At 55.0% G+C, this 25,431-nt stretch carries 27 protein-coding genes; 10 read left to right on the plus strand and 17 right to left on the minus strand.

What is annotated here, in order from left to right:
• Positions 1–170: 170 nt before the first annotated feature.
• The 3 genes from SIK97_RS22995 (at position 171) to ompC (ending at position 3,268) form a co-directional block, all read left to right on the plus strand.
• Entirely contained in the window at positions 171–677 is a 507-nt protein-coding gene (locus tag SIK97_RS22995) for a hypothetical protein (protein WP_014229447.1), read from the plus strand.
• A 330-nt stretch (positions 678–1,007) separates the two neighbouring features.
• On the plus strand, positions 1,008–1,484 hold the full coding sequence (locus SIK97_RS23000) for a WbuC family cupin fold metalloprotein (protein WP_047723783.1): 477 nt from the start codon (positions 1,008–1,010) through the stop codon (positions 1,482–1,484).
• Between the two features lie 698 nt (positions 1,485–2,182).
• Complete coding sequence (gene ompC / locus SIK97_RS23005; protein ID WP_025106268.1) at positions 2,183–3,268, plus strand: porin OmpC; 1,086 nt, start codon at positions 2,183–2,185, stop codon at positions 3,266–3,268.
• Between the two features lie 131 nt (positions 3,269–3,399).
• Here the strand turns inward: ompC and SIK97_RS23010 are convergent, their stop codons facing one another.
• The 13 genes from SIK97_RS23010 to SIK97_RS23070 form a co-directional block, all read right to left on the minus strand.
• The gene (locus SIK97_RS23010; RefSeq protein WP_004851075.1) at positions 3,400–4,662 is read right to left on the minus strand and encodes a PTS galactitol transporter subunit IIC; all 1,263 of its coding nucleotides are present in this window, start codon (positions 4,660–4,662) and stop codon (positions 3,400–3,402) included.
• A gap of 89 nt (positions 4,663–4,751) precedes the next feature.
• Positions 4,752–5,747: a 2-hydroxyacid dehydrogenase gene (locus tag SIK97_RS23015; protein ID WP_014838545.1), complete on the minus strand. Its 996-nt coding sequence runs from the start codon at positions 5,745–5,747 to the stop codon at positions 4,752–4,754.
• A gap of 16 nt (positions 5,748–5,763) precedes the next feature.
• Entirely contained in the window at positions 5,764–6,525 is a 762-nt protein-coding gene (locus tag SIK97_RS23020) for an SDR family NAD(P)-dependent oxidoreductase (protein ID WP_047723785.1), read from the minus strand.
• A gap of 11 nt (positions 6,526–6,536) precedes the next feature.
• Positions 6,537–8,075 carry an FGGY-family carbohydrate kinase gene (locus SIK97_RS23025; RefSeq protein WP_057173805.1) on the minus strand — a complete coding sequence of 513 codons (1,539 nt, stop codon included), beginning with the start codon at positions 8,073–8,075 and terminating at the stop codon, positions 6,537–6,539.
• 20 nt (positions 8,076–8,095) lie between these two features.
• Positions 8,096–8,647, minus strand: a complete 552-nt coding sequence (locus tag SIK97_RS23030) for a glycerol-3-phosphate responsive antiterminator (RefSeq protein ID WP_057173807.1) — start codon at positions 8,645–8,647, stop codon at positions 8,096–8,098.
• 14 nt (positions 8,648–8,661) lie between these two features.
• A complete protein-coding gene (locus SIK97_RS23035) occupies positions 8,662–9,453 on the minus strand; it encodes a class I fructose-bisphosphate aldolase (protein WP_004851066.1) in 792 nt (263 codons plus the stop codon).
• A 314-nt stretch (positions 9,454–9,767) separates the two neighbouring features.
• The gene (locus SIK97_RS23040; protein ID WP_192845380.1) at positions 9,768–9,908 is read right to left on the minus strand and encodes a hypothetical protein; all 141 of its coding nucleotides are present in this window, start codon (positions 9,906–9,908) and stop codon (positions 9,768–9,770) included.
• Between the two features lie 239 nt (positions 9,909–10,147).
• The gene (locus tag SIK97_RS23045; protein ID WP_025106272.1) at positions 10,148–11,068 is read right to left on the minus strand and encodes a carbohydrate kinase family protein; all 921 of its coding nucleotides are present in this window, start codon (positions 11,066–11,068) and stop codon (positions 10,148–10,150) included.
• Entirely contained in the window at positions 11,065–12,435 is a 1,371-nt protein-coding gene (locus SIK97_RS23050) for a hypothetical protein (RefSeq protein ID WP_046877984.1), read from the minus strand. The genes SIK97_RS23045 and SIK97_RS23050 overlap by 4 nt, the downstream gene beginning before the upstream one ends.
• Positions 12,436–12,512: 77 nt before the next feature.
• Positions 12,513–13,532, minus strand: coding sequence for an ABC transporter permease subunit (locus tag SIK97_RS23055; protein ID WP_004851056.1), 1,020 nt, complete (start codon positions 13,530–13,532; stop codon positions 12,513–12,515).
• The gene (locus SIK97_RS23060; RefSeq protein WP_057173808.1) at positions 13,519–15,051 is read right to left on the minus strand and encodes a sugar ABC transporter ATP-binding protein; all 1,533 of its coding nucleotides are present in this window, start codon (positions 15,049–15,051) and stop codon (positions 13,519–13,521) included. The genes SIK97_RS23055 and SIK97_RS23060 overlap by 14 nt, the downstream gene beginning before the upstream one ends.
• 65 nt (positions 15,052–15,116) lie before the next feature.
• A complete protein-coding gene (locus SIK97_RS23065) occupies positions 15,117–16,070 on the minus strand; it encodes an ABC transporter substrate-binding protein (RefSeq protein WP_014229437.1) in 954 nt (317 codons plus the stop codon).
• A 286-nt stretch (positions 16,071–16,356) separates the two neighbouring features.
• Positions 16,357–17,376 (minus strand): LacI family DNA-binding transcriptional regulator, encoded by a 1,020-nt coding sequence (locus tag SIK97_RS23070; RefSeq protein WP_057173809.1) that lies wholly within the window; start codon positions 17,374–17,376, stop codon positions 16,357–16,359.
• A 366-nt stretch (positions 17,377–17,742) separates the two neighbouring features.
• Here SIK97_RS23070 and SIK97_RS23075 point away from each other — a divergent pair, with 366 nt between their 5' ends.
• Together SIK97_RS23075 and SIK97_RS23080 are read left to right on the plus strand one after the other, a co-directional pair.
• Positions 17,743–18,369: a DUF1062 domain-containing protein gene (locus tag SIK97_RS23075; RefSeq protein WP_057173810.1), complete on the plus strand. Its 627-nt coding sequence runs from the start codon at positions 17,743–17,745 to the stop codon at positions 18,367–18,369.
• 188 nt (positions 18,370–18,557) lie between these two features.
• Entirely contained in the window at positions 18,558–19,166 is a 609-nt protein-coding gene (locus tag SIK97_RS23080; protein WP_057173811.1) for a DJ-1/PfpI family protein, read from the plus strand.
• Positions 19,167–19,299: 133 nt separating this feature from the next.
• Here the strand turns inward: SIK97_RS23080 and SIK97_RS23085 are convergent, their stop codons facing one another.
• From SIK97_RS23085 to SIK97_RS23095, 3 genes are all read right to left on the minus strand, one after another.
• Entirely contained in the window at positions 19,300–19,692 is a 393-nt protein-coding gene (locus SIK97_RS23085) for a VOC family protein (protein WP_057173812.1), read from the minus strand.
• A gap of 137 nt (positions 19,693–19,829) precedes the next feature.
• Positions 19,830–20,402: a DUF1349 domain-containing protein gene (locus tag SIK97_RS23090; RefSeq protein ID WP_004851043.1), complete on the minus strand. Its 573-nt coding sequence runs from the start codon at positions 20,400–20,402 to the stop codon at positions 19,830–19,832.
• Positions 20,402–21,001, minus strand: a complete 600-nt coding sequence (locus SIK97_RS23095) for a dienelactone hydrolase family protein (RefSeq protein WP_057173813.1) — start codon at positions 20,999–21,001, stop codon at positions 20,402–20,404. Before SIK97_RS23095 ends, SIK97_RS23090 begins: the two co-directional genes overlap by 1 nt.
• A 209-nt stretch (positions 21,002–21,210) precedes the next feature.
• Between SIK97_RS23095 and SIK97_RS23100 the strand changes: the two genes are divergently transcribed.
• The 5 genes from SIK97_RS23100 (at position 21,211) to SIK97_RS23120 (ending at position 25,140) form a co-directional block, all read left to right on the plus strand.
• Complete coding sequence (locus SIK97_RS23100) at positions 21,211–22,119, plus strand: LysR family transcriptional regulator (protein ID WP_048252265.1); 909 nt, start codon at positions 21,211–21,213, stop codon at positions 22,117–22,119.
• Positions 22,120–22,217: 98 nt separating this feature from the next.
• A complete protein-coding gene (locus SIK97_RS23105) occupies positions 22,218–22,814 on the plus strand; it encodes an NAD(P)H-dependent oxidoreductase (RefSeq protein WP_014229429.1) in 597 nt (198 codons plus the stop codon).
• A 21-nt stretch (positions 22,815–22,835) separates the two neighbouring features.
• Positions 22,836–23,636, plus strand: a complete 801-nt coding sequence (locus SIK97_RS23110; RefSeq protein ID WP_057173814.1) for a carboxymuconolactone decarboxylase family protein — start codon at positions 22,836–22,838, stop codon at positions 23,634–23,636.
• Positions 23,637–23,640: 4 nt separating this feature from the next.
• Positions 23,641–24,069, plus strand: coding sequence for a cyclophilin-like fold protein (locus SIK97_RS23115; protein WP_057173815.1), 429 nt, complete (start codon positions 23,641–23,643; stop codon positions 24,067–24,069).
• A 234-nt stretch (positions 24,070–24,303) separates the two neighbouring features.
• Positions 24,304–25,140: an alpha/beta fold hydrolase gene (locus SIK97_RS23120; protein ID WP_014838530.1), complete on the plus strand. Its 837-nt coding sequence runs from the start codon at positions 24,304–24,306 to the stop codon at positions 25,138–25,140.
• Between the two features lie 41 nt (positions 25,141–25,181).
• Here SIK97_RS23120 and SIK97_RS23125 read toward each other — a convergent pair whose 3' ends face one another.
• A complete protein-coding gene (locus tag SIK97_RS23125) occupies positions 25,182–25,400 on the minus strand; it encodes a YdcH family protein (RefSeq protein ID WP_004102179.1) in 219 nt (72 codons plus the stop codon).
• Positions 25,401–25,431: the final 31 nt, after the last annotated feature.

The raw sequence follows: 25,431 nt of genomic DNA on the forward strand, positions 1-25,431 counted from the left end.
GTGAAAATCCCATGGTTTACATTTCGCAGGGATTTTTCTGAAATTCACTCGTCTGGACAATAAATATTAAACAAACTTATAATTCACCCACTTCACTCATGGGTATATCCCCATGGCGCCTATTATACGTATTTCTATAAAGGATGATTGCACTTTCATGAGGGAAAGGAATGTTAACTATTTTCAGCCATAATCATTTTTTTAAGAAAGCCATACGTCTGAAAATAAACGACATAAAAGCGGTCAGAAAGGCGAATCTGGTCGATTTGTGCTTAACAAAGTACGCATCCAGCAGCTGCGCGCAGTTTCATTTTTTGATAAATAGCTTTGAAATGAAAAAGAATTTTGTTTGTTTCCGGGTTGAAGGTAATATTATTTGTTTGATAAACAAAAGGCGCACCGCACATATCGCCAGTATTATCGCCAGAGTGACTGATGGCATCCCCGTGGGAGAGGACATCACGTTAACAGAGAGAGAGTTTCAGTATATTTTTATTATGAAATTTACCGTACTGGCAAAAGATTACCCGGAGCTGCTCGGCATTTCGCCCAAGGCCTACAGCAGCTATAAAAGAAGATTAATTGAGAAGTTCGGCTTTAACTCATTTCATGCGCTACTGGCGCTGTCTAATTATTTACACGCTTTTTCGCTGCTCGATAAATTTACGCCGGATTAATTGCTGCACCTGCATGCGTGACTATACCTTTATCTTCGCACTCTCATCTTATTTTTCCGCCTGCCACGACTGTTAAGGAGCGCACTCACAAAGTGACTCTTTTTCATGTCATCTATCCCATGTCTTACCTCAAAGGGCGAGCGGGGGACAACCGAACCCCACCACGATCTGTTCTCGTCATTTCTGGCGCTTTGGGACCGCGGCATCAGCGTCTATAATCCGCACAGCGATGTGTTCCGCGAGCGGCGAAGCTAATCGTCTGTTGAAAATAGCATTAAGCCTTACGACAACCTGATTGCCGTAAGCTGCCCAACTACAATAAAGGCTTATATGAAACAAATGACGTTGAGTGACCTTCGGCAACAAAGCGAACAGGCTGCAGCTTCGCCTCGCCTACGTGCCCATCGTAATTTCCACCCTGACTTAAGCGATCCGGTGCAACGCCTGGCCGTCGCTATGGAGCCGGGTACCTATGTTCGGCCTCACCGCCACCCGCACACTTTTGAACTGCTGACATCCCTTAGCGGACGTTTTGTGGTGTTGACCTTTGATGATGCTGGCAACGTGACCGAGCGCGTGGTGTTAGGCGAAGAGTGTAAGGCGCTGGAGATGGCGGCGGGTACCTGGCATGCCGTGCTGTCGATGGATAAAGGCGGCGTAATTTTTGAGGTTAAATACGGGGGTTACCAGCCGGTTTCTGAGCAAGACGCGGCCCCGTGGGCGCCAGCTGAAAACGCGCCGGGAACCGCCGAGCTAATGAAGTGGTACGCCCGGGCGCAAGTGGGTGATGGCGGTTTTACCCTGTAATCCAGGCATTGCGCGGGGAGCAGCCCCGCGCCAGCTTCCTTTACCCCCGATACAGATAAGCCGTTCCCGGCGCGTCAGCGGCTTATCAAACTGGTGACAAGCTCCTGGCTCTATTTATTCATAGCATTTATTCATAGTTAAACTTATCCCCTGAAATAGGGCTGACGATATCCCTTTCACGAAAGTGTTAAACACATCTTAAACCACTATGCTATAATTTTTACGGTTTTTGTAAAGAATCTTCAATAAAGAAATGTGGTCATTTCGGCACTATAATTTATCTGCGGGGAAGGATCGGAATATACTTATTAATAGCCGATCAGGGGAATCAGTGGCTTTATGAATAAACATTAATGATTGGTTGTGTAAATTATAAACTATTGATTTTTATTGTTTTTAACAAATTGCAATCTTTAATTTATCTAATCATTAGAATTTCCTTATGATAATTTATCTATTTTAGTCAAACCTTCTGCATCTCTGGGTTGCGTAAGGCGTGATTCGGAATATTTACCAACGCAAGCAGTGAATGATTGATGTACATCAATTAACAACCGCTGCTGTCGTCACAGTTATGGTATTTGGTCTAAAAAACTGGAACTTTTAATTTCAAGTCTCTTTGCGAATTATCGCATAATAGCCTCGCTCAGAAGGCATCTGAGATTTGATATTTTATTAATAGTTAGGGACGAAATAATATGAAATTAAAATTACTAACAGTGGCCGTCTCTACACTTCTTGCTGCAGGAACCGTGCAGGCAGCTGAGGTGTATAACAAGGACGGAAACAAACTCGACCTCTACGGGAAAGTGACCGGCCTGCATTATTTCTCCAGCGATAAGTCAGAAGATGGCGATCAGACCTATGCCCGTCTGGGCTTCAAGGGTGAAACCCAGATCAACGACCAGCTGATCGGCTACGGCCAGTGGGAATATAACTTCAGCGCCAATAACGTTGAAGGCGACAACTCCGGCGACAAAACGCGTCTCGCGTTTGCCGGCCTCAAGTTTGGCGAATTTGGCTCTCTGGACTACGGCCGTAACTACGGCGTCGCCTATGATATCGGCGCCTGGACCGATATGCTGCCGGAGTTCGGCGGCGATACCTGGACCCAGACCGATGTCTTCGCCACCGCGCGTACCACCGGCGTTGCCACCTACCGTAACAGCGGTTTCTTCGGCCTGGTTGACGGCCTGAACGTCGCCGTACAGTACCAGGGCAAAGAAGAGGGCAACGGTCGCGATCTGGCGAAACAGCATGGCGACGGCTGGGGTCTGGCCTCGACCTATGAGTACGAAGGATTTGGCGTAGGCGCGGCCTATGCGGCATCCGATCGCACCGATGCGCAGGTCAGGGAAGGGCGCGTGAATCCTGACTTCTACGCCCGTGGCGAAAAAGCGGAAGTGTGGGCGGCCGGTCTGAAGTACGATGCTAATAACATCTACCTGGCAACCACCTATGCGGAAACCCGCAACATGACGAAGTTTGGTAAAGGCTATATCGCCAATACCGCGCAGAACTTTGAAGTTGTGGCCCAGTATCAGTTCGATTTCGGCCTGCGTCCGTCCATCGCCTACCTGAAATCAAAAGGCAAAGATCTGGGCCGCTACGGCGACCAGGATCTGGTTGAATACGTAGATGTCGGCGCGACTTACTACTTCAATAAAAACATGTCTACCTATGTGGACTACAAAATCAACCTGCTGGATGACACCAGGTTCACCAAAGATGCCAGCATCAGCACCGATAACATCGTTGCCGTGGGCATAACCTACCAGTTCTAAGACAACGCCTTTTATTGAACCATGCCTGCCAGCTTACCCTCCTGGCAGGCATTTTTTGTGTTTGAACGCAGGGCGAGACGAAAAAGCCCGACGCCGTTTCCCGCGCCGGGCTGAGTGAGAAAAGAGGGAGTTTACGGCGCGGTACTGAAAAACTCGCCGAATTTCACCGCCAGCCAGCCCACCGGGGTGGTGGCTCCGCCCACGATATTAGTGATTTCCGCCATCCCTTCCGGCACCGGAATGTTAGAGTTGACCGCCGCCTGGGTGTATTCCCGCGAAATATCCGTCCCGACGTACAAAATACAGGTGACCACCAGCGTGCCGGTGATAAACATGCGGAACATATTGCGTTTGCAGAACGGCGTCACCATCGCCAGCAGGAACATCAGCGAGGCCAGATCGACAAACGGCAGCACGCGGTTGCCCGGCAAAATAATCGCCAGCACCACCGCCATGGGGATCAGCAGCAGCCCGGTCGCCAGCACCGAGGGTTCGCCAATAAGCAGCGCGGTATCCATGCCGATATAGAAGTCGCGGTTGGGAAATTTCGCTTTCAGCTTCGCTTCCGCGGCATCGCGCACGATAAGCAGACCCTGCACTAAAATTTCGATCATTTTCGGCAGCAGCAGCATGGCGGCGGAAACTTTAATCGCCAGCGACACCGCGGCTGCAACATCGTATCCGGCAAGGAAGGCCAGCAGCAGCCCCAGCACGAAGCCCAGGGTCAGCGGTTCACCGAAGACGCCGAATTTTTTATTAATACTTTCCGGGTCGAAATTAATTTTATTAATCAGCGGGATCTTATCAATAATATAGTTACAGGCAATACCAAACGGCACGTAGGTTATACAGGTAAGATGGGGGAATGATATCCCTTTAAGATTATAGTTTTTTTGCAAATACGGTGCGGTTAAATCCGCCGCCAGCAGGGTTAAGATAAATATGCCGAAGGTAATGCCAACGGAGAGCCAGTAGTTACCGGTGCCGGCATACACGACCGACCCCATAATCAGGAAAATCCAGTAGTTGAATATATCGATATTTACCGTTTTGGTTAATTTAAGCAGCAGCATGGCGATATTGATAACAATAAATCCCACGACCACTGGCAGCATCAGCGGCGAGCCCCAGCCGATAGTGGAGGCGGTCGGCCAGCCGGTATCGACCACCGTCAGGTGCAGACCGATGCGTTCAACCATGGCCTGCGACGCCGGGCCGAGGTTGGTCAACAGCAGGCCGATCACCAGACCCACCCCTTCAAAACCGATACCGACCAGCATCCCGGCTTTAAATGCGGTGCCAATTTTAACGCCGAAGCACAGGGCGATAATAAAGAATATTACTGGCATCATCACTGATGCCCCCAGACTAATAATGCTGTTGATAATATCCATAATATTTCCTTAAAAGGCGGCCGAATTGGGCGCGAGCGAACCCGTGCCCAATGGGCCGTAGCAAAAACCTTACGCGGCTCTTTTAATATTTAACCGAGTTGCTTCAGCAAGATCTCAGAAAAAATCTTCGGCGAATTGCTGAAGGCATCAATAGTACTGCCGGCAATATGCGGCGTTATCGTGACGTTATTCAGCGAATAAAACGCGCTATCCTCCGGCAGCGGCTCATCATCAAAAGTGTCGAGGGCGGCGCCCATGATTTTACCGTCCCGCAGCGCGGCGATCAGATCGCCTTCATTAATTAAGCCGGAGCGTGCGGTATTGACGATAATGGCGCTCTCCTTCATTAATTCAAAATGATGCGCGTTAATCAGGTTTTCCGTTTCCGGGGTCATGCGGGCATGCAGCGAAATCACATCCGCACGGCGAACCAGCTCATCGAGAGAATCCACCTTTTCATAGCTGTCATGGCCGGGGACGTACTTATCGTAAAAGATAATCTCGCTGCCGAAACCGCGCAGGAAGCCGGCCACCAGCTGAGCGATATGCCCCAGCCCGACCAGACCCACCACTTTGCCGCCCAGTTCAGGAATGGCCCGGTGGTTAGGACTCTCTTTGCGCCAGAACTTATCGCGCAGCGCATCGTGCGAGCGGGCGATGTTGCGCATTTCCGCCAGAATCATGCCGACGGTAAACTCCGCCACGCTGCGGGCATTACGTCCTGGCGTGTTCATTACCTCAACTCCGCGCGCTTTGGCCTCCGCCTGATTAACGTTTTCAATGCCGCCGCGCAGCACGCCAACGTATTTAAGCTTTGGCAGCTTGTCGAATACCGCCGCGTTAACCGGGGCGAACTGGACGATCAGGATCTCAACCTCCTCAGCGCCCTGAAGCAGGGCGGCAGGCAGCGCCACCGCTTCGGAGCCTTGCTGTTCAACCAGTAAATTATCCTCCTGCAGTTTTTCAATCGACTCGTGCGACCATTCGCGCACTTCCACTGTAATACCTTTATCTTTCAGCGCTTTCAGACCCGCGTCCATCATCGCTGCATTGATAAACAGATCGGCAATTGCCAGACATTTCATAATGATTCTCCATAAATTAACGCATCAACATACCGCCGGTGACATCCAGAGTCGCTCCCGTCATATAGCTGGTTTTCGGAGAGACCATGAAGACGCCGATGTCGGCAATTTCGTGCGGCTGGGCTACCCGGCCCACCGGAATACGGCTGACGTAATAGTCAGGATTCTGCTCAATGTTTTTACGGATCATCGCGGTATCCATAATGCCGACGGCGATGTTGTTGACATTGATTTTCTGTTTCGCCACCTCGCGCGCCAGCGAGATAGAAAATGCCACCAGGCCCGCTTTACTGGCCGCGTAATGCGCATGACCGGTGGTCGAACCGTGGAAGGCCGCCTGAGAAGTGATATTCAGAATGCTGCCGGCCCGATCTTTCGCCAGGCAGTGGTTGACAAACAGCTGGCTCAGGTGGAAAACCGCCTTCAGGTTGACGTTCATCACGCTGTCCCACTCCTGCTGGGTGATTTCAGTGACGTAGCCGCTTAGCCAGATCCCGGCATTGTTGACCAGAATATCGGCGTTCCCCAGCCGCTCAATGCAGGTCGCGAACAGATTCTCCCGGCTTTGCTCATCGGAAAGATCGGTTTTCACCGCAATAATCTCGACGCTGGCGCTATTTTTTACCGTATCGATCAGCTGCTCCGGGCGCTCCTCATCATGCATATAGGTGAAGCAGATGTTGACCCCTTCTCTGGCGAGGGAAAGGACAAACTCTTTGCCCAGTCCCGTTGCGCCGCCGGTGACGATAGCCGTGCGGTGGTGTAAATTCAGATCCATACTTTCCTCGCTTAATGCGTAATGTAGTTACTGCAGCTTTTCCACGGAGACTGCATTTCCGATAGCAGATTTTTGTAGAGCTGATACTTATCCTGATAGACCTTGTTATTGTCCGGGTTCGGCGTGACCGTTCGCGAAACGTGAACCATCTTATTTGAGGCGGCAAAGACATCATCAAACCAGCCAACCATGACCGCGGCGGTCATCGCGGTGCCCAGGGTGCCGTGCTCTTTCACGTCGACAATCTCCAGAGTGGACTGGAAAATATCGGCGAATATCTGCAGCCAGACCGCAGAGTTAGTGACGCCGCCCGCAATTCGAATGGTGCGGCTTAGATCAGGGTTGATGTTGCGCAGACGTTCGGTGTGATAAAGGTGGCTGAAGGCGACCCCCTCGTAGATAGCGCGCAGAAAATGCGCTTTTTTATGGAAGCTATTCAGGCCGATAAACCCCGCGGAGGCGTCCGGGATGGTGTTGGAGCCGAAGACAAACGGGAAGAACAGCAGGTGGCTCTCGGCGGGCGTTGTCGTGGAGACCAGATCATTGCACAGATCGTAGACTGACGATCCCTGCGCCGCCGCGGCGGTGCGATCGCCTTCCATAAAGTTATTGATAAACCACTCCAGATTACTGGCGGATGTGGGGCTGGCCTCGGTAATTAACCATTTGCCCTCAATCGGATAAATCGAGGTCATAAAGAGATCCCGGTCGATAACCGGATGGTCGGTCACGTATTCATTGATGCTCCAGGTGCCGGTAATAATCGCCAGCTTATTCAGAGTATTGATGCCGGAAGCGACGGATGACGCCGAGATATCAAACACGCCACCCGAGACAGGCGTTCCGGCACACAAACCGGTTAGCTGCGCGACGTCGTCGGTAATGTAGCCGCAGCAATCGGTGGAGCGTTTAATGGGCGGAAGCTTGTCGCGCAGATCGCCGAGCCCCCACCAGGCCAGCAGCGAGACATCATAGTCACGGTCGCGAACGTTGATCAGGTTAGTCCCTGAGATATCGGTAAGTTCGAGAAAGGCTTCGCCGGTCAGATAAAAACGAATCAGATCTTTGACCATGAATATGTAGCGCGCGTTGTTCAGCGCTTCAGGCTCGTTCTCTTTCAGCCAGGCGAGGAGGGCGACGGGCTGGCCTGCCCAGATGGACTGCATGGTTTTGGGCAAAATGTCGCTGACAAACGTCGGGTCGCGGTACCACTTTTCAACCCAGCCCTTAGCCCGGCTATCGGTGGAAATGATCCCGTTGCGCACCGGGGCGCCCGCTTCATCCACCATATACAGCCCGTTGCCGTGGCCGGTGACCGCCACGCCTTTGATCTGGCTGGCGTCGATCCCCGACTGCGCGAGGGCCGTTTTAATGACTTCAACGTTGGCCGCCCAGAGTTCGTTGATATCTCGCTCGGTGTGAAATTCCTTCGGGGTCAGCATTTGCGTTGACTTCGACGCGCTGGCCACCACGTTGCCGGCGCGATCGTAAATCGCCGCTTTTGTGACGGTGCCGCCGTTATCAATGCCCATGACGTAGTGTTGTTTCATTGGCGTGGACTCCTTATGCGTTACCATAAACCGGGTTCGCTGGTGGTAATGCCTTTAAATCCGGCATGGAAAATTTTATCTACAAGGTATTTCCGCTTTACAAAGCCTCCGGCGATGAATATCACGTCAAAGCCTTTTAAATTCCGGCTAATCAATTCCAGACACTGGCAGGCATATTCAGCAGGTAAGATTTCAATAGCATCTGGCGGGTTATGCTTAACAATATCGATGGAGTGATCCAGCGAACGCGAGTCGATGAGCAATACCCGGAAGATAGTTAACAACCCCTCTTTTTTGGCATAGCGTAGGGCCGAGAGATTGGACGAAATAACACCATCAACCTTGTAGTAATTTTTGAGCAGACTGATCCCCGTCTGGTCGGGTTTAAAACCGCCCAGTAGCTCCAGGTGAATAAGCACTTTTTTGCCGCGCTGATGGCATTTGCCAATCAGCGATTGCAGGTTGCCGATATTTGCTTCGGACAGCAGTACGTATTCTGATGCGCAGGCCAACGCCTGTTCAAAATGTTTATATTTTCTGACGGAAGGAATGATGGTGTTATTTAAGAACATATTAATATCCGATGTTATTTAGCCATGTAGAGGCTGTAGGCATCTTCCGCTGTGGCATTTTCATGGATGATGGCGTTCAGACCTGCTACTACTTTTGCCGGCTGTGGGTCCTGAGTAATATTGCGGCCCACCGCCACGCCTTTTGCACCCACCTGCATACAGTGCTGCACAAATTTAAAATAACCGTCGATGCCGGTTTTCGGGCCGCCCAGCGCGAGTACCGGCACGCCGGCCGCTTCGACGATAAGCCGATCATCTTCGGTACCGGTAAAGCGGGTTTTGATCACGTCAGCCCCCAGCTCAACGGCGATGCGGGCCGAGGCGGCGATAACGGCCGGGTTGTTGGAGTCGTCGCTGGTGACGGGATAGCCGTACGGCAGGGATTCCACGATCAGCGGCACGTTCCAGCGATCGGCGGCCTGCGCCAGCTGCATCGCCATGATGTGCGTTTTCTCTTCATTGAACGCGCCGGGGAAGGTCATGCACACTACGCCTTCCGCAGCCACTTTCAGCGCATCCTCAATGGAAAAGACGGGAGTCGTATCGGGAACGGTATTATCAAAAATATTCACTGTGCTATCGACGCGTAATACAACGGGAACGCAATTGAAAACTTCGCGGAAATTTTTCAACATGCCATAAGTGACCAGCGCGCAGTCCAGGCCGCTTTCAACAAGGGCCGGAAGCTGATTTATCGTATTATCAATACCATTTGTTTTGCTTGAAAAATAGTAGCCATCCAGCGCCAGCGTGACGGATTTACCATCTTTTGCGAAAATGCGAGAGAGACGACGTTCTTTAGACATTTTTTGACTCCTGAGATAGAAAAAAACAAAAAAGGCCCTCAGAGACTTTCGTCTCTGAGGGCCTTCGATTCACTTACCCTTTTGATAATCGTTCAGTAATCCAAACCATTATCAATTAATTTTTCAGCCTGACGGGTAGGGTTTAAATGGTGTTTAATTTAAATCCGTTCCCTTGCTTGAATTAATTACTAGCATGCCTGCGTTCTTTTTGTCTAGCCGTTATTGATAAACTGAGATGCTTATCACGAATTAAACTTGAGTTTAATCTTATCGGCGCTTGCGAATTTGAACACCAACAGCCGATTTTATTGTGCTTATGCTAAGAGTAAAAACTCTATCGTCAACTGCGCCAGCAGCAGCAGCAGGGCAATCAGCGCCAGCCATTTCGCCGGACGCAGCTTATGCTGCGGAATAGAGGAATTACGCAAACGCACGAACCATGGATTGTTTTTCATTATTGACGTCCTGTCCCTGATGTCTGTTAACGGGATCGACAGAAACTGAATGACGATCTAATTAGCTGATATTAATGGATTAGTCGGCAATAACCCATGAATAAATGAAGCTGGTTTAGCTTTCATTCAATAATTGGGACTCAAATCATATACAACATAAATCAGGATAAGGGTCCGTCAATAAACGCTGTTTCAGACCCTCATCTGGCTGTCGGTTGCTGACAGAGCGTCCGCTGTCTTCAGAGTTCATGATCCCAGGGCGGGTTAGCGCCCGGCCTGGAAACCGTCACCGCGGCGGCGCGCATCCCCAGATCCACCGCCTGGCGAACCTGCTCACGTGACAGTGTCACTAGTTTCTCCTTCTCCAGGAGCCCGGCCTGCGAGAGGCTGGCGAGAATACCGGCATTCACCGTATCGCCCGCGCCGACGGTATCGGCCACCGCTACGCGAATAGCGGGCACATGCAGATGAAAATCAGCGGTCCAGGCATCAGCGCCGTCAGCGCCGCGGGTGACCACGATGAGCTTCGGCCCCCGCGCCAGCCAGCGGCCTATCACCTCATGCTCTTCGCCGGGTTCGGCAAACCACGCGAGGTCCTCATCGGAAAGCTTGACGATATCCGCCAGCGCAATCATGCGCCTCATGCGCGCCAGGTGTTTCTGCCGGTCCGGAATGAAAATTTCACGAATATTAGGGTCGAGGAACATCACCCGACGCGGCGCTTCCCTTACCATCAGCGCTTCATAAACGCTGCCGCACGGTTCGGCGATCAGGCTGATGCAGCCGAACAGAACGGCGGAGACGTCATCCCCGAGCGTCGGCAGGTCGTTTTCAGTCAGCATTCGACCGGCGCTATTCTCATCGTAAAAGGTATAGCGGGCCTGACCGCCTACCAGCCTGACGAAGGCGAGGGTGGTGGGCAGCGGCGCGCGGGTTGAGGGCGAATAATCCACGCCGGAGGCGTCAAGCGTGTGGCGCAGCATGTCACCCATAAAATCGTCCGATAAACCGGAAAACAGCGCGACCGCCATCCCCTGGCGACCCAGGGCGACGGCGGTATTGAACGCCGCCCCGCCAACGCAGGGAGTAAAGGCGGGGGCGTTCTCGCGGCTCCGACAGGGCAGCATATCGATGAGGGCTTCTCCGCAGCAGAGGATCATGGCTTTTCTCCCCGGCTCACCGCGACCACCGGCGGGGTTTCCAGCCGATCGGCTACCTGCATCCAGTTTTCGGCAAAACGTCCGCAGGCGGTCTTGATATCGACGCCGACGGGGAGCTCCGGACACTCGTTTTCGCCGTTGCTGCCCCAGTTAACCCATCCTGACTGGCGGCGCTGGACTATCTGAAACGCGCCGGAGGGGCGGGAGGTCCACCAGATCATCGCCCGGCCGCTCGCTGAATCATACTCGACGGTTTTACTGGCCGGCCCGGGAAAGATGGTTTCATCCGCGACGGCGGAAACGTCAACGGGCGAATCGGTCAGCAGCCATTCCCGCTCGGTGAGATCGGCTCTGCGATGCGCCCGGGCGCGAACCTGGCTCAGCCGTTCGCGAATCTCCGCCTCATCGAGCACGTTCTCCCAGCGGCAGAACATCCGCCAGTAGAGATCCCAGTGGGCGGAGGCCATATCGGCGAGCTGTTCGCGGAATTCGGTAAATTTCGGGCTCTGGTTTTCCGAGGTGGTGACGGTATTGGCCACCATGGCGACCAGCTCTTCGGCATAGGGGTCGCCCGCGCGATAGCGGGTGCCGCCGTACGCCGCGAAGCGATCGAACAGCAGTTTTCCCGGGCCGCTCTCAAATTCGTCGCCGACGGTGATCTTGTTGGTCACCGAACGGCCGTTAATCACCGTTGAAAAATCATCTACGCAGTAGCGCCGCTGAAACCAGGGCGTGTTCCAGCTAAATTTCCAGTCGATGGAGAAACGTTTACCGCGCAGCTCCGGTAATAATCCGTCGGGGATCGCGCCGCGCATGCGGTAGTGATGATAGACCGGGCCTTCCTCGAGGATCTCAATATCAACGAGGGTATGCTCCGGCGGGTTTATCAGCCCATTTTCCGGGGTGAAAAACGGGCCGTAAAACCCGCCAATGGCGTTATTTCCGGAAGGAAGCAGCTCGACGTTGTCCTGCAGCGCGCGAAAATGGCGCAGCCCCCACTTGGATGCACCGACGCCCTGGGCGGTTCCCCGACACATTTCCAGATCGAAACAGCCGGTATTGAGACGGACAAAACAGTCCTTTTCCCGGCCAGGCAGCCGGTGGATACCGGCGATTTCACCGACTTCCGCCGCCGTGAGCGGGCGGTCAAGCCGCATCTTGAGGGTACCGCTGAAGCTGACCGTCGCGATAAAAGCGGTACTGTTTTGCGTCGACTCATGGGTGAGGCGCTGGCAAAGGATCCGCTGGTCCTCGCTGGTGATTGCCCACCACAGGGGCTCCTGCAGTTTCTCCGGGAGAGTAAACGTAATCGGTTCGCGATCACGGGTACCGTTCATCGGGTCCGTCAGCGTAATGTGATATGTCATGAGGGTATACTCCATTAAAATTTAAGCGTGCGAAGACCCGCCGCCAGCGCGGCGGATAAACAAAGCGTCAGGGAAAGCTAGCGGGTACGGGCGATCTCTTTTTTCCGCCAGAAGGTAAACAGCTCCGGATGCTGCTTCAGCCCGTCAATCGCCACGGCAAGAATGATGACGATGCCTTTAATCAATAGCTGGGTGAAAAAGGGCACGCTCAGCAGAATCAGGCCGGTGCTGAGTACGCCAAGAATAATTGACCCAATCAGGGTGCCGATAATCCGCCCGCGTCCACCGGCGAGGCTGGTGCCTCCCAGCACTACCGCCGCAATGGCGTCCAGCTCATATCCCGTACCCGCCGTGGGCTGGGCGGAAATCACCCTGGCGGCGAAGATAATTCCCGCCAGACCCGCGCAGACGCCGGCAATCATGTAGACCGCCGCCAGCACGCGTTTGACCCGTACGCCGGCCAGGCGCGCGGCCTGGGCGTTGCCGCCGACGGCATAGATATGACGGCCGAACCGCGTGCGCTCAAGAATGAACCACGCCAGCAGATAAACAATCAGCATAATAATGACCGGCACGGGGATACCGGCAAGATAGCCATTTCCCAGCTCGCGGAAGCTCAGGCTACTCGACACAATAGGCTGCCCTTCGGTAATGGTGTAGGCCATACCGCGCAGGAAGGTCATGGTGCCGAGAGTGACGATAAAGGGCGCGAGAGCGAGATAGGCGGTGAGCACGCCGTTAAGCAGACCGCACAGCGCGCCCACGCCAACGCCGGCCAGAATCGCCAGCGGCGCAGGGAGCCCGGCCATCGCCGCGACCACGGAGACTACGCCGGAAACGGCGACGATTGACCCGACGGATAAATCAATGCCGCTGGTTAAAATGACGAAGGTCATGCCCGCCGCCAGAATAGCGTTGACGGAAATCGAGCGGGCGATATTCAGTAGATTATCGACGCGGTTAAAGTTTGGCGCGAAGGTGGACATCAGGATCAGCAGCACCAGCAGAACGATTAAGATCCCCACCCGATCCCACCATTTCGCAAAATCAAACGGCGCTTTGACCGGCAGTTCCGTCACAGGTTTATTGTTGTCCATGGCATTCTCCGGATTGACTGGTAAAGGTTCCTGTTGCGTGCAGCATCACTTCTTCTTCCGTGGCTGAAAACGAGGGTAACTGATGAACGATTCGCCCGGCGCGCATGACCAGCACGCGGTCGCTAATGCCGATGGCCTCCGGTAAATCGGAGGAGATCACCAGAATGGCTTTCCCGGCGCGGGCGAGCTTGTCGATCAGTTCGTAGATTTCCCTTTTGGCGCCGATATCCACGCCGCGGGTCGGTTCATCGAGAATAAGCAGCCTCGAATCGCGCAGCAGCCAGCGCGCCAGCGCCGCTTTCTGCTGGTTTCCGCCGGACAGGGCGCTGACGGGCAGTGCAACCGCATTTTCCCGCAGCCGCAGCCTGCGCATCTGCTCAAGGACGGCGGCGCGAATCGTCTTGCGTTTCACCACGCCGCCGGCGACAAAGTTATCCAGCGAGCTGATATCAATGTTGTGCTCAACCGAATGCCCGAGAAACAGTCCCTGAGTTTTGCGGTCTTCGGTCACCATCCCGATACCGTCGGCGATAGCGGCGGTGGGGTCTACCGGATTGCTCGTCCGGCCGTCAATGCGCACGCTTCCCTGGGTGCGCGGGTCGGCGCCGAAGAGCAGGCGAGCGACTTCGGTTCGCCCGGAGCCCACCAGACCGGACATGCTGACCACTTCGCCCGCGTTGACCTCAAAGGAGACCGGGCCGGTCGCACTGCCTGCCAGGTCCCTGACTTCCAGCAGTACCTTGCCGGGCGTACGCGGCTCGTGCTGATAGAGATCGACGATTTGCCGGCCGACCATCATGCGGACGATATCGGTGGTTGAGACGTTGCCGAGGATTTCCGTGCCGATCCACGTGCCGTCCCTGAAGACCGTGACCCGGTTTGCCAGCTGCCATACCTCTTCCATGCGGTGCGAGATATAGACCATCCCGACGCCATCCTGACGCATCTGCTCGATCAGCCGGTATAGCTGGAGAGTCTCCGCCCGCGACAGGGCGGCGGTCGGCTCATCAAGCACCAGCACTTTGGCGTTTTCACTGACGGCGCGGGCGATCTCGACCATTTGCTGACGCCCGATACTCAACGAGCCGAGCGGCGCCTGCGGGTCGATGTCCGCGTTAATCCGGTCCAGCTTCTCCCGGGCCTCCCGGTGCATCCGTTTGCGATCGAGAATACCGGCGAAAGCGGTCGGTTCCTGGCCGAGAAACAGGTTTTCCGCCACCGTCATATCGGGAACCGTATTCAGCTCCTGGTGGATAATGGCGATGCCATATTTGCGGGCATCCCTGGGCGTGCGAATATCAATCTCCTGCCCGTCGATAAAAATAACGCCGCTATCGCGCTGCTCGTTACCGGAGAGGATCTTCATCAGCGTGGATTTGCCCGCGCCGTTTTCCCCCATCAGGGCATGGACCTCTCCGGCGAATAAATCAAAGCGTACGTTGTTCAGCGCCAGGGTCGCGCCGTAGCGTTTTGAAATCCCTTCCAGCCTGAGCAAGGGAGGTGATGTTGTATCGGCCATTGTCTTTGCCCTCCGGGATGAACCTGAGCGTCATCCCGTTTTTGCCTCTTAAAGTGACGAAGTGATTACCAGCCCGGATAGCTGTCGACGTTATCGCGGGTGACCAGTACGCTGGGGATCAGGACGGTATGGGAGGCGATCGGTTTGCCGTCGACCATATCCTGAGCAAGCGTGATGGCCTGGCGCACCATTTCGCCCGGATTTTGCGTTGCGGTACCGATAAACGGCGAGCCGCTGCGCTTAAGTTCTTCAACCGCTTCCGGGCTACCGTCGACGCCGGTAACTTTGATCGCGCCCGCTTTGCCCGCCTGTTCAACGGCCAGTACCGCACCGAGCGCGGAAGGATCGTTCATGCCGAAAATACCGGCGACGTCCGGATTGGCCGTGAGCATGTCGGTGGTCACCATCAGGCCGGAAGCGCGGTCGTTGCGCGATGCCTGCTGGCCGACGATTTTGATATCCGGGTATTTTTGCGCGACGTTTTTACAGCCTTTGATGCGGTCGATAATGGTCTGAATCGGCGTGCCATCCACCAGCAGCACTTTGCCTTTGCCGCCCATCTGGCTGAACAGGTATTCGCAGGAGGTTTCCCCGGCCTGGATGGCGTTGGTCATGATCGCCGCGTCTGCGCCTTTCGCGGGCGTATCGACCGCGATAACGATAATTCCGGCGGCTTTTGCCCGCTGAATGGCCGGCTCGATCCCGGACTCATCGACGGCGGAAATAATAATGAGATCCACTTTCTGCTGAATAAACGCGTCAATCTGCGTGTTCTGGTTTGCCAGATCGACCTGCGCATCCTGTACGTTAAGGGTTGCGCCGATTTGCGCCGCGGCCTGCTTAGCGTTCCTTTCCATTGCCGAGAAGAAGGGGTTGGACATGTCCTGCACCATTAAGCCGATGCGGGAGATTTTTTTGCCATCCTGCGGCGCGGCGCTGGCTGCGGGAATAAACCCTGTCATGGTGGTGATTACCGCGCTAACCGCGACAGCCAGCCATGCTTTGCGAAGTTTGGTCATATTCTGCTCCTTTCATTATCGTGTGGTATAAGGTACGGCCAGGTGTGGGGAAGCCTCAGAAATAATCCCCTGATGTTGTTTTTCGGTAGCGACTGAAATTCAGCCGTTATTTACATCGCTAAAATGATGAGCGCGTATAGCACGCCGTAGCCCGCTTTTTTGTCGGGTGGCGCCTTACCCGGCCGACGAAAACCGCAAGCGCCGTTTCTGTCGGCCCGTGCAGGGGAAGCGCCGCCGGGCAATGCCGTCCGGGCGGTACGTTGTCAGCAATCTTTTTAATAGTTATTCATTTTCTACAGCCGCAGGACTGGCGAATAACCAGTTCGGCGGGAACTTTACGCTGGGTATTAATTTCTCCTTTTCCTTCCGGATTAATTAACTGGATAAGCATTTCAGCCGACTGCCTGCCAATCTCTTCGCTGTTTTCATTGAGCACCGTTAGCGGCGGATTTAATAGCGGCGCCCAGTCGAATTCATCGTAGGCGATAAGCGCCATATCGTCGGGGATGGCTATCTGGCGCTGCTGAAGCTGTTTAAGTGAACCCAGCAGAATAGGGTTGTTACCGGCAATAAGCGCGTCCGGCAGCGATGTCTGGCGGTCCAGGTATCGGCTCAGGGTGTCCGCAGCCGACTGCGCGTCGTTCTCCGTTTCGACAACTTCAAGCGTTGCGCCGCAGCGCTCTGCGGCCTCGCGAATACCGCGCTCGCGTTCAAAACGCGTGGTCCAGCGGTCCGGGTAGATGAGGAGCAGCCAGCTTTTATAGCCGTGCTGCGCCAGATGGTTCCCCACCAGCAGGCTGGCCTGATAATTGTCGGTCGTGACGCTGGGAAAGTTGTGCTCGCCGCGGGGAGGTGAGTCAACGAAGACGATCGGAATATCCCATTTCGCCAGCAGGCTCAGGCTTTCCGGATGAAGCGTCACCGTCGAAATGATCCCGGCCATTCGCGACTCGATCAGGCGGTTAATCATGCGATCTTCCTGCGCACGGTCGTAGGTACCGTTGACCGCGATATCGCCAAGCACTACGGTCCACTGCGACGGCTGCAGCATCTGCTGAATACCGGACATCAGGTTGAGGTAGTAAGAGTTCGAGGCATGGGCGGTAATCACCGCCACCGAGTCCCTGCTTGAGCGGCGTAGCGCCTGGGCCGCGCGGTTAGGTACGTAGCCGAGTTCTCGCGCCACTTTTAAAATCAGCTCCCGGCTGTCGTCAGCAACGCCATCGCCACCGTTTAGCGCGCGTGAAACGGTAAACATAGAAAATCCCGTCGCTTCACTCACATCCCGCATCGTTGCTTTACGCATATTTCGCTCTCTGTATTTATGAAATTACCCGCGATACAGACGGCTATTTCCTTGACCTAAACGTTTATGAGGCTAAACATAAACGTTTAGGTTTGTTTGATCAGTGAGCCGCTTCTCGTTTTGTGAACAGAAGGTAAACAACGTCGTTTGTGAATGATTTCTATGTATTTATTGATTTAATGCATATTTAGCCCGCTTGGCGTTTTGCTACTCTTGAACGCATTCATTCACGGTCAGACAGGGTCGTCGCGTTGGAAATCTTTTTTTAACCCACTGAAAAGTATTCTCTAAATATTTTTCACATCGCAAAAATTACGGTCCGTTTTCGACGGATCCGCTTTTGTATGGGTTAAAAAAAGGTTCACCATGAAAATTACATGGAACGTCAGGCCAGTCGGCTATCAGCTGATTAGCAAGCGCTGCCCCGCCTGTCATGGGCAGCAGGATTTCATCCCATCCGGCGCCTTCCGGGTCAACTCGCAAAAAAAAGTGCTCGATGTCTGGAGTATCTATAAGTGCGTGCGCTGCGCGTATACCTGGAACATCAGCCTGTTCTCGCGTTTGCCCGTCAGCAAAATCAACCCGCAGCTCTACGCGCGATTTATCGCTAACGATAAATCTGCCGTCGAAGCTTACTCTCACGATCCGGTCGTTCTGCGGCGTAATCGCGCGGCGCTATCGGGTACGCCTGACTTTGTGGTTCAGGAACGCTGGCGCATCAACCTTGTTCGCGCTTCTCAGGTGAGGGTGGATGTCAGGGTCACGCGCGCCTTTCAGACCAGCCTGCTGTCGGTCCTGAGACGAGCGCTGCGGCTTAGCGGTAGCGCGATCCGTCAACGTCTTCAATCGGGAGATATCGTCGGTATTACGCTGAAAGAACTGCGGGCACCCAGGCTGCGGCCGGAGGGATATACGCTGTACATCACGAGAGAGGTTCTCCTGGCGCGCAGGCCTATTTCATTAAACGCGGGCTCAGCGCGCGGGAGACGATAGCTATTGCCCCGGATAGTTTTCTATCCGGGGAGCTGACTCGCAAAAATCGATTCGGGTTGCCGCAAGGGGCAAAATAGCCTTGCCTTTTATACTGTTAATTTATACAGTTTTTGGCGGCAGTACGGCGATAGTGTCCATCGGTACCCGGATGCTGCGACGGCAAATTCTGTTAATAAAAGGAGAGTGCGATGTCTATGGATACGCGTAAAGAAGTGCTGTTTGTCCTCATCCAGGAGTACGCCGACTGGGAGTTCGCGCTGCTGGCACCGGCGCTGCGCCGCGGGTTTGGCGTATGGGAACCGCGATACGAAGTCAGAACCGTGGCTGCCGATGAGGGGCCGGTGAGGTCAATTGGCGGGGTGCGCTGCCTGCCGGATTATACCTTCGAGACGATACCCGATGATTACGCCGCGCTGGTGCTGGTAGGCGGAATGAACTGGTGGGGAGAGGAGGCCCGGCGGGTTGTACCTTTGGTAGAACAAGCGCAGGCCCGGCAGATTGTGGTAGGCGCGATATGCGACGCTTCGGCCTTTCTTGGCGCGCATGGCTTTCTCAATGATGTCGACCACACCTCGAACGGGCTGGCCTACCTGCAGAGCCGGGCGGGGTCAGCCTACAGCGGCGCCGCGCGGTACAGAAACGAGCCTTCGGTACGCGACGGTAACCTGGTGACCGCCAACGGCGTTGGCTTTGTGGATTTTACCTGCAATATGCTTTCTGCCTTAAAGGCGGCCCGCCAGCAAGAGATCGAAGCCATGAGGGAGACGTTCAGGTCGGGAATGTTTACGGAAGGCTGATGCAGACAAGGCCGCGATTTGCATGGCCATTTGCCGAAATCGAATCATCTGGCTGAGAGCATCCGTCGCGATATTGAGAGATGCGCAGGGTTTCGCCATGCGCTAACCCTGCCTTAACTTTCCGGCGTGGGGCTTAGTCTGCGTTTGCGTAATAAACAAACGCCAGCTTATTGCCGTCCGGATCTCTGACGTAGGCGCTGTGGAAACCTTCACCGTACTGCGGGCGGTGTCCTGGGGCGCCTTCATCACTTCCTCCCAGGCGTAGCGCCAACTGATGCAGCTGCTGAATATGCTCAACCGAACGTGCGTTCAGGGCCACCATAGCGCCGTTGCCCACTGTTGCCTGCTGCTGGTTGAACGGTTTGCCAACGCACAGCCCGATGGTGCGGTTTCCGCTGAATGTCCCCCACGATGCGCCTTGCTCGCTGCGGCCGCTCCGGGGCTGCCCCAGCATCTCCATCAACGGGTCGTAAAAACGAATCGCGCGCGGCAGATCGTTAGTGCCGAGCATGATGTAGGAAAACATGACTCCTCCTCATTTTTCGCCTGAAGGTTGCTGCTGCCAATCTAGCAGCAAGGCGCGAGCACGGGCAGCCCGAGGAGCCAGAAATCATACCTCCGTCGCGATTCTTCAGCGATTTTGCCCGCGCGCGAGCCGACTGCTCAGCTCAGATCGTGCAAATCTTTATCATTCGGCGGCAGCAGTGATATCTGGTCGAAAGTAACCCGCAGGCCGCTGCGCTGCGGCGTGCAGCACATGATGCCGACCTTCGCCGCGCCGCCCGGAAAAGGGCACAGCCGCAGCAGCGGCCACAGTTGGCCATCCGTTGAATACTGCAGGCGCAGCGCTTCTCCGCGGCGGGTCAGACGCAGCCAGAACTCACCGGGGTCGCCCGGGAAAATACCGGTTGCCCAGTCTGATGTTCCCTGCGTCAGTACGCTACCGATAGCGGGCGCGCCGTCGTTGTACTCGATACCGGCCTTAATCCAGCGCCTGGCGTCCTGCATTAACATGATCCCTGCCTGGTCATACAGCGTACTGAAATCTGCTCGCACCCTTACCTGAAAGGTGAAGTCCCCCGCGGCTTCCGTGGCGTAGATATGCCCGGAAAAACGCTCAAACCCGTACCAGGTTTCGCGCCAGAAGTCGGTTTGCGCATCGGTCACTACGCGCAGTTCGCCGTCCTCTTCTGACCATGTCGCGGGTTCGTTAATCCATTGAAATATCTGATGCATCAGGCCTCCTGTCTTTGCTGAATAAGCGTTAAAAACCGCAGCGTGTCTTCGTCCGCCTGCTGCGCAAGGCGCGCATCCCACGCCGGACTGTCGGCATCGCAAAAGCCGTGCTGCGCATTGAACATCCGGCAGGCCACGGAGGGATATTTCTCCAGCTCGTTTTGCAGGGCGCGGGGATCGAACGCCGGTTCATGGCGGGCGAGAATCACCTGCGTTGGGCACGGAGGCGCCGCATCGCAGTACTGGCGGATCCGTGAACCGTAGTGGCAAACCGCACCGTCGCAGAGTCCGCTCCTGGCAGCCAGCCAGGCTAAGGTGGCGCCTACGCTGTAGCCGATAAGGATTAGCGTGCCGTATTTCGCTCTTAGTTCGGCCAGCAGCGACACGATGGCGGCGGTATCAAATCCGACGTTATCGGAAAAGTGGTGCCAGGCCTGCTCCTGCTGCTCATAGGCGAACGGCGCAGAGTGAGGGAAAAGCGCTGGCGTGTACGCATCGTAGCCGCGGCTGCGCCAGGTCGCGGCGGTTCGCTGAATATGCGCGTTGATGCCGTAGATTTCATGCAGCAGGACGATGGCTTTATCGCAATCAGGTAACATAAATGCGCCTCTGGCGGATAAAATGGGTTTATCTCCGGTCGGAAGGTCAGTTTATCAAGGCTGACGCCTGTAGTATAAACATACCGCCCGGAAGATTGCTCGTGCATCCAGGTCTTTGAGTTTCCTGGTCGGATCAACGTCACGATACGCCATCACATCAAAGTAACGTTGTTTTTTCAGCTTAAAGTCTATCCAGTTAGCGAGACCGTATGAATATAACCCGTGCCGACATGGCCGATCTTGTCTATTTTTTCGCCATAGCCCGCCATCAGAGTTTTAGTAAAGCTGCCGTTGAACTTGGGGTGAGCGCATCGACGCTGAGCCACGCGATCAAGGGATTTGAGGCGCGGCTGGGCGTGCGTCTGCTGAACCGTACGACCAAAAGCGTAACCCTGACGGCGGCAGGTGAGAGTCTGGCCAGCGCGGTGAGCGAGCCGGTGGCCGCCATAGATGGCGCGATTGAACAGCTCAACCAGTTTCGCGACTCGCCTGCGGGACATATTCGGCTCAACGTCGCCGTCGAGGCGGCCACGCTGCTGCTGGCCCCGGTCCTGCCTGTTTTTGCTGAACGTTACCCCGATATTGAGCTGGATATCGTGGCCAGCAACCGCATTGTTGATGTAACGGAAGCGCGGTTTGACGCAGGGATCCGCTATGGCGGAACCGTGCCTGAAGATATGGTGGCGCAGCGGCTGTCCGCCGATGTGCGCTGGGTGGTCGCCGCATCCCCGGAATATCTTGCCCGCTTTGGCGAGCCCCGGCATCCTCACGATCTTCAACAGCACCGCTGCGTCAGCAATCGTCTGGGAAACAACCGCATTTATAAATGGGAGTTTGAACGTGGCGAAGAGCAGCTCACCGTCAAAGTACCGCCGCTGTTAACGGTCGATCTGGCGGAGACGGGCGTGGTGGCCATTCTGCAGGGGTTTGGCCTGATGTACCTGCCGGAACCGCTGATAGCAGAGCACGTCAGCGCAGGGCGCCTGCGTCTGGTGCTGACCGACTGGGCCTCATACGGACCGGGATTCTATATCTATTACTCCAGCCGTCATCAGGTTCCCACCGGGCTGCGCCTGTTAATCTCCCTTGTGCGGGAAATGAAGCCGCTCGGTCTGTAGCCTGATTGATGAAAATAACTCACAGCCCCATTCGATAGCGAGGGCTGGCTCCTTCTTATTCCGCGCCTTACCCTGTGGCAAAAGATAAGGAGAGCTTGATGAACTATTCGCACCGCTGTATTCCCGGTCTGTTCTGGCTTTTGGCCGTCACCGCATTTCTGTTTAGCTTTACCTCTACCAGCCGCGCGGCAGAGGCTAACACGCTGGTTATCGTCTCTCATCCGTATCCCGAGCAATCTGTCATGACCAAAGGTCTTGAGGCCGCAGCGCAAAGCGTACCCGGCGTGACCGTACGCAATCTCGAGGCGCTTTACGGTTTTGACACCCGAAATATCAATGCCGATGAAGAGCGACGGCTCATGCGGGAACACTCGCGCATCGTTTTTATCTTCCCGACCCACTGGTTCAACATCACCCCGATGATGAAGGCCTGGCTGAACGATACCTGGGGCAGCGTAGGGCCGGGAGTATGGCAGGGCAAAGAGATGCTGATTGTCACGACGGCTGCAGGCGGTGACGCGACATACGGCGAGACCGGGCGAACGGGCGTCAGCCTGGCCGACGTCTTTACGCCAATGAAGGCCAGCGCGCTGCATGCGGGAATGACCTGGCTGCCTCCGCTGGTTTTTCAGCGCGCCAGCCGCGATCAACTGCCTGAATACCAGCGTCAACTGGTGGAAAGGCTGAAGAATTAACGTTCCGGGAAGGTGTTCAGAATGAAAGCTTTTATTGCCGTAGCTGCAATGTCGTTAATGCTGGGCGCGCCAGCCCTGGCAGAAGAAAAAAGAGGTGAAAAAATGGCTCCACGTAGTCCATCCGTATTGTCCGCTGAGGATATTCAATCCGTCGCGCCGGCGCTTGCCCGTTTCGGCAGCGAGGTGCTGATAGGGGATCTCTGGCAGAGAACAGAACTCTCGCGTCGCGACCGCAGCATCGTGACCGTGGCGATTCTTATCGCCCGTAATCAGCCGGCGGAGCTAAAACATAACGTTGAAGTTGCTCTGGATAACGACGTCACGGCGGCTGAAATCTCAGAGATCGTCACGCATCTGGCTTTTTATTCCGGCTGGCCCAACGCGATGGCCGCCGTTGCGGTGACGAAAGATATTTTTGTCGCGCGCGGCATTGGCCGCGAGCAGCTGGCTGCTGCCTCCCCGGAGCTGCTCCCTCTTAATCAGGCGGTGGAGAACCAGCGTTCAACAACCGTAGAACAGAACTTCGGCGCGATTTCCCCTGGACTGGTGAAGTTTACGACTCAACCGCTGTTTCTTGACCTGTGGCAGCGACCGGGGCTGAAGCCGCGCGACCGCAGCCTGGTCACGGTCAGCGCGTTGATTGCCGCCGGGCAAAGCGCGCAAATTGGCTACCACCTTAACCGGGCGATGGATAACGGCCTCACCGCGCAACAGGCGGGGGAGATCGTTGCGCATGCTGCTTTCTATGCCGGCTGGCCAAATGCCTTTTCGGCGGTAGCGGTGGTGAGTGAAGTCCTGCGCGCTCGTGGCCTGGCAGGGTGAGCGGATGTTCAACTCTCTTAGCGCCACGTTATTGATTTTTATTGCTACGACGGGGGCGGCATTTGCCGCCGGGCGGGAGAACGCGGTGAAGATTCAGTTTGAGTTCAATGGCGTCACGGTTGTCGGCTCGCTGGATGAGAGCGCAGCGGCTAATGAGTTCCTGGCGCAGCTGCCGATGACGGTGAAGCTCGAGGATTATGGTTCCACGGAAAAAATCGCCTGGCTGCCGACGAAACTGCGCCGCGCGGATTCTGGCGCCTCAATGACCCCACGGCGCGGCGACATCGCCTATTACGCGCCGTGGGGCAATCTGGCCATTTTTCGCGAGGATTTTCGCCACTCCCCCGGGCTGATAAGCCTCGGGCGGATAGAGGAGGGACTCGCCGCGCTCGACCAGGCGGGAGCCGAAACGGTAACCATCCGGCGTTATTAAGTTCGTGCTGCGTTAAATTTTCCTTTCTGCATGCTTAACCGGGCTGTTAACAGCCCATTTATCGGATACAAAGCGAACGCTCAGTATCGGCAAAAATCATCTACACTTTTCCAGCCAGGTCATTTTCACACCTAACGAGACGCTATCGTCCAGAGATAGCATCCCGCCTTTAGACCCGACCCACTGCAGGCGTCAGGCCCGCAGCCTTGTTTTCTCACGAGAGGAGTTTGTAACATGGCATTTGTGACAACCAAAGACGGCGTCAATATCTTCTTTAAAGACTGGGGCCCGAAGGAGGCGCAGCCGATCGTATTTCATCATGGCTGGCCTTTAAGCGCCGATGATTGGGATAACCAGATGCTGTTTTTCCTGGCAGAAGGGTTCCGGGTAATTGCGATTGACCGACGCGGTCATGGTCGTTCAGATCAGGTGAGTGACGGACACGATATGGATCATTATGCCGCTGATGCCTCAGCGGTGGCGGAGCATCTGGATCTGCATAACGCCGTGCATATCGGACATTCTACCGGCGGTGGGCAGGTTGCGCGCTACGTTGCGCAGTATGGTCAGCCGCAGGGGCGCGTGGCCAAAGCGGTGCTGATCAGCGCGGTTCCGCCATTGATGGTAAAAACGGAGAGTAATCCGGGCGGTACGCCAATCGAGGTGTTTGATGGTTTTCGCAAAGCGCTGGCCGCCAACCGCTCGCAGTTTTATCTCGACGTGGCGTCCGGGCCGTTCTACGGCTTTAACCGTGAAGGCGCGGAGGTGTCCCAGGGCACGATTCAGAACTGGTGGCGGCAGGGCATGACCGGTAGCGCAAAAGCGCACTATGAGGGGATTAAGGCGTTTTCGGAAACCGACCAGACCGAAGATTTAAAAGCCATTACGCTGCCGGTGCTGGTGATGCAGGGCGATGATGATCAGGTTGTGCCTTATCAAAACGCCGCGATACTGCAGGATAAGCTGCTGCCGAACAGCCAGCTAAAAATTTATCCCGGCTTTCCGCACGGTATGCATACCTCGCACGCCGATGTGATTAACGCCGATCTGCTGGCGTTTATTCGCTCGTAGCCTGGTGCTATAAGAAGGCCGCCATCCGGCGGCCTTCTCGTTTACATCAGGCTTTCATGCTGGAGGATTTTGAGCATTTCGTCCTTCAACATAAGTTTTTCTTTCTTCATCTGTACAAGCTCGAGACTGTATCCTTTGCCATCGACTCCTTCTATGCGCGAAATGTCGTGATCGAGTGCATTATGTTTTTCGAATAGCGACTGAAAGCGCGGGTGCGTGGTTTTCAATCGAGAAATCAGCTCTCTGTATTCTGGAAACATGTACCTTCCTTGTTGATGGTGAAAAGTGTGT

This window comes from Klebsiella sp. JN_Kp126, assembly GCF_033843325.1.
Classification (GTDB): domain Bacteria; phylum Pseudomonadota; class Gammaproteobacteria; order Enterobacterales; family Enterobacteriaceae; genus Klebsiella; species Klebsiella michiganensis.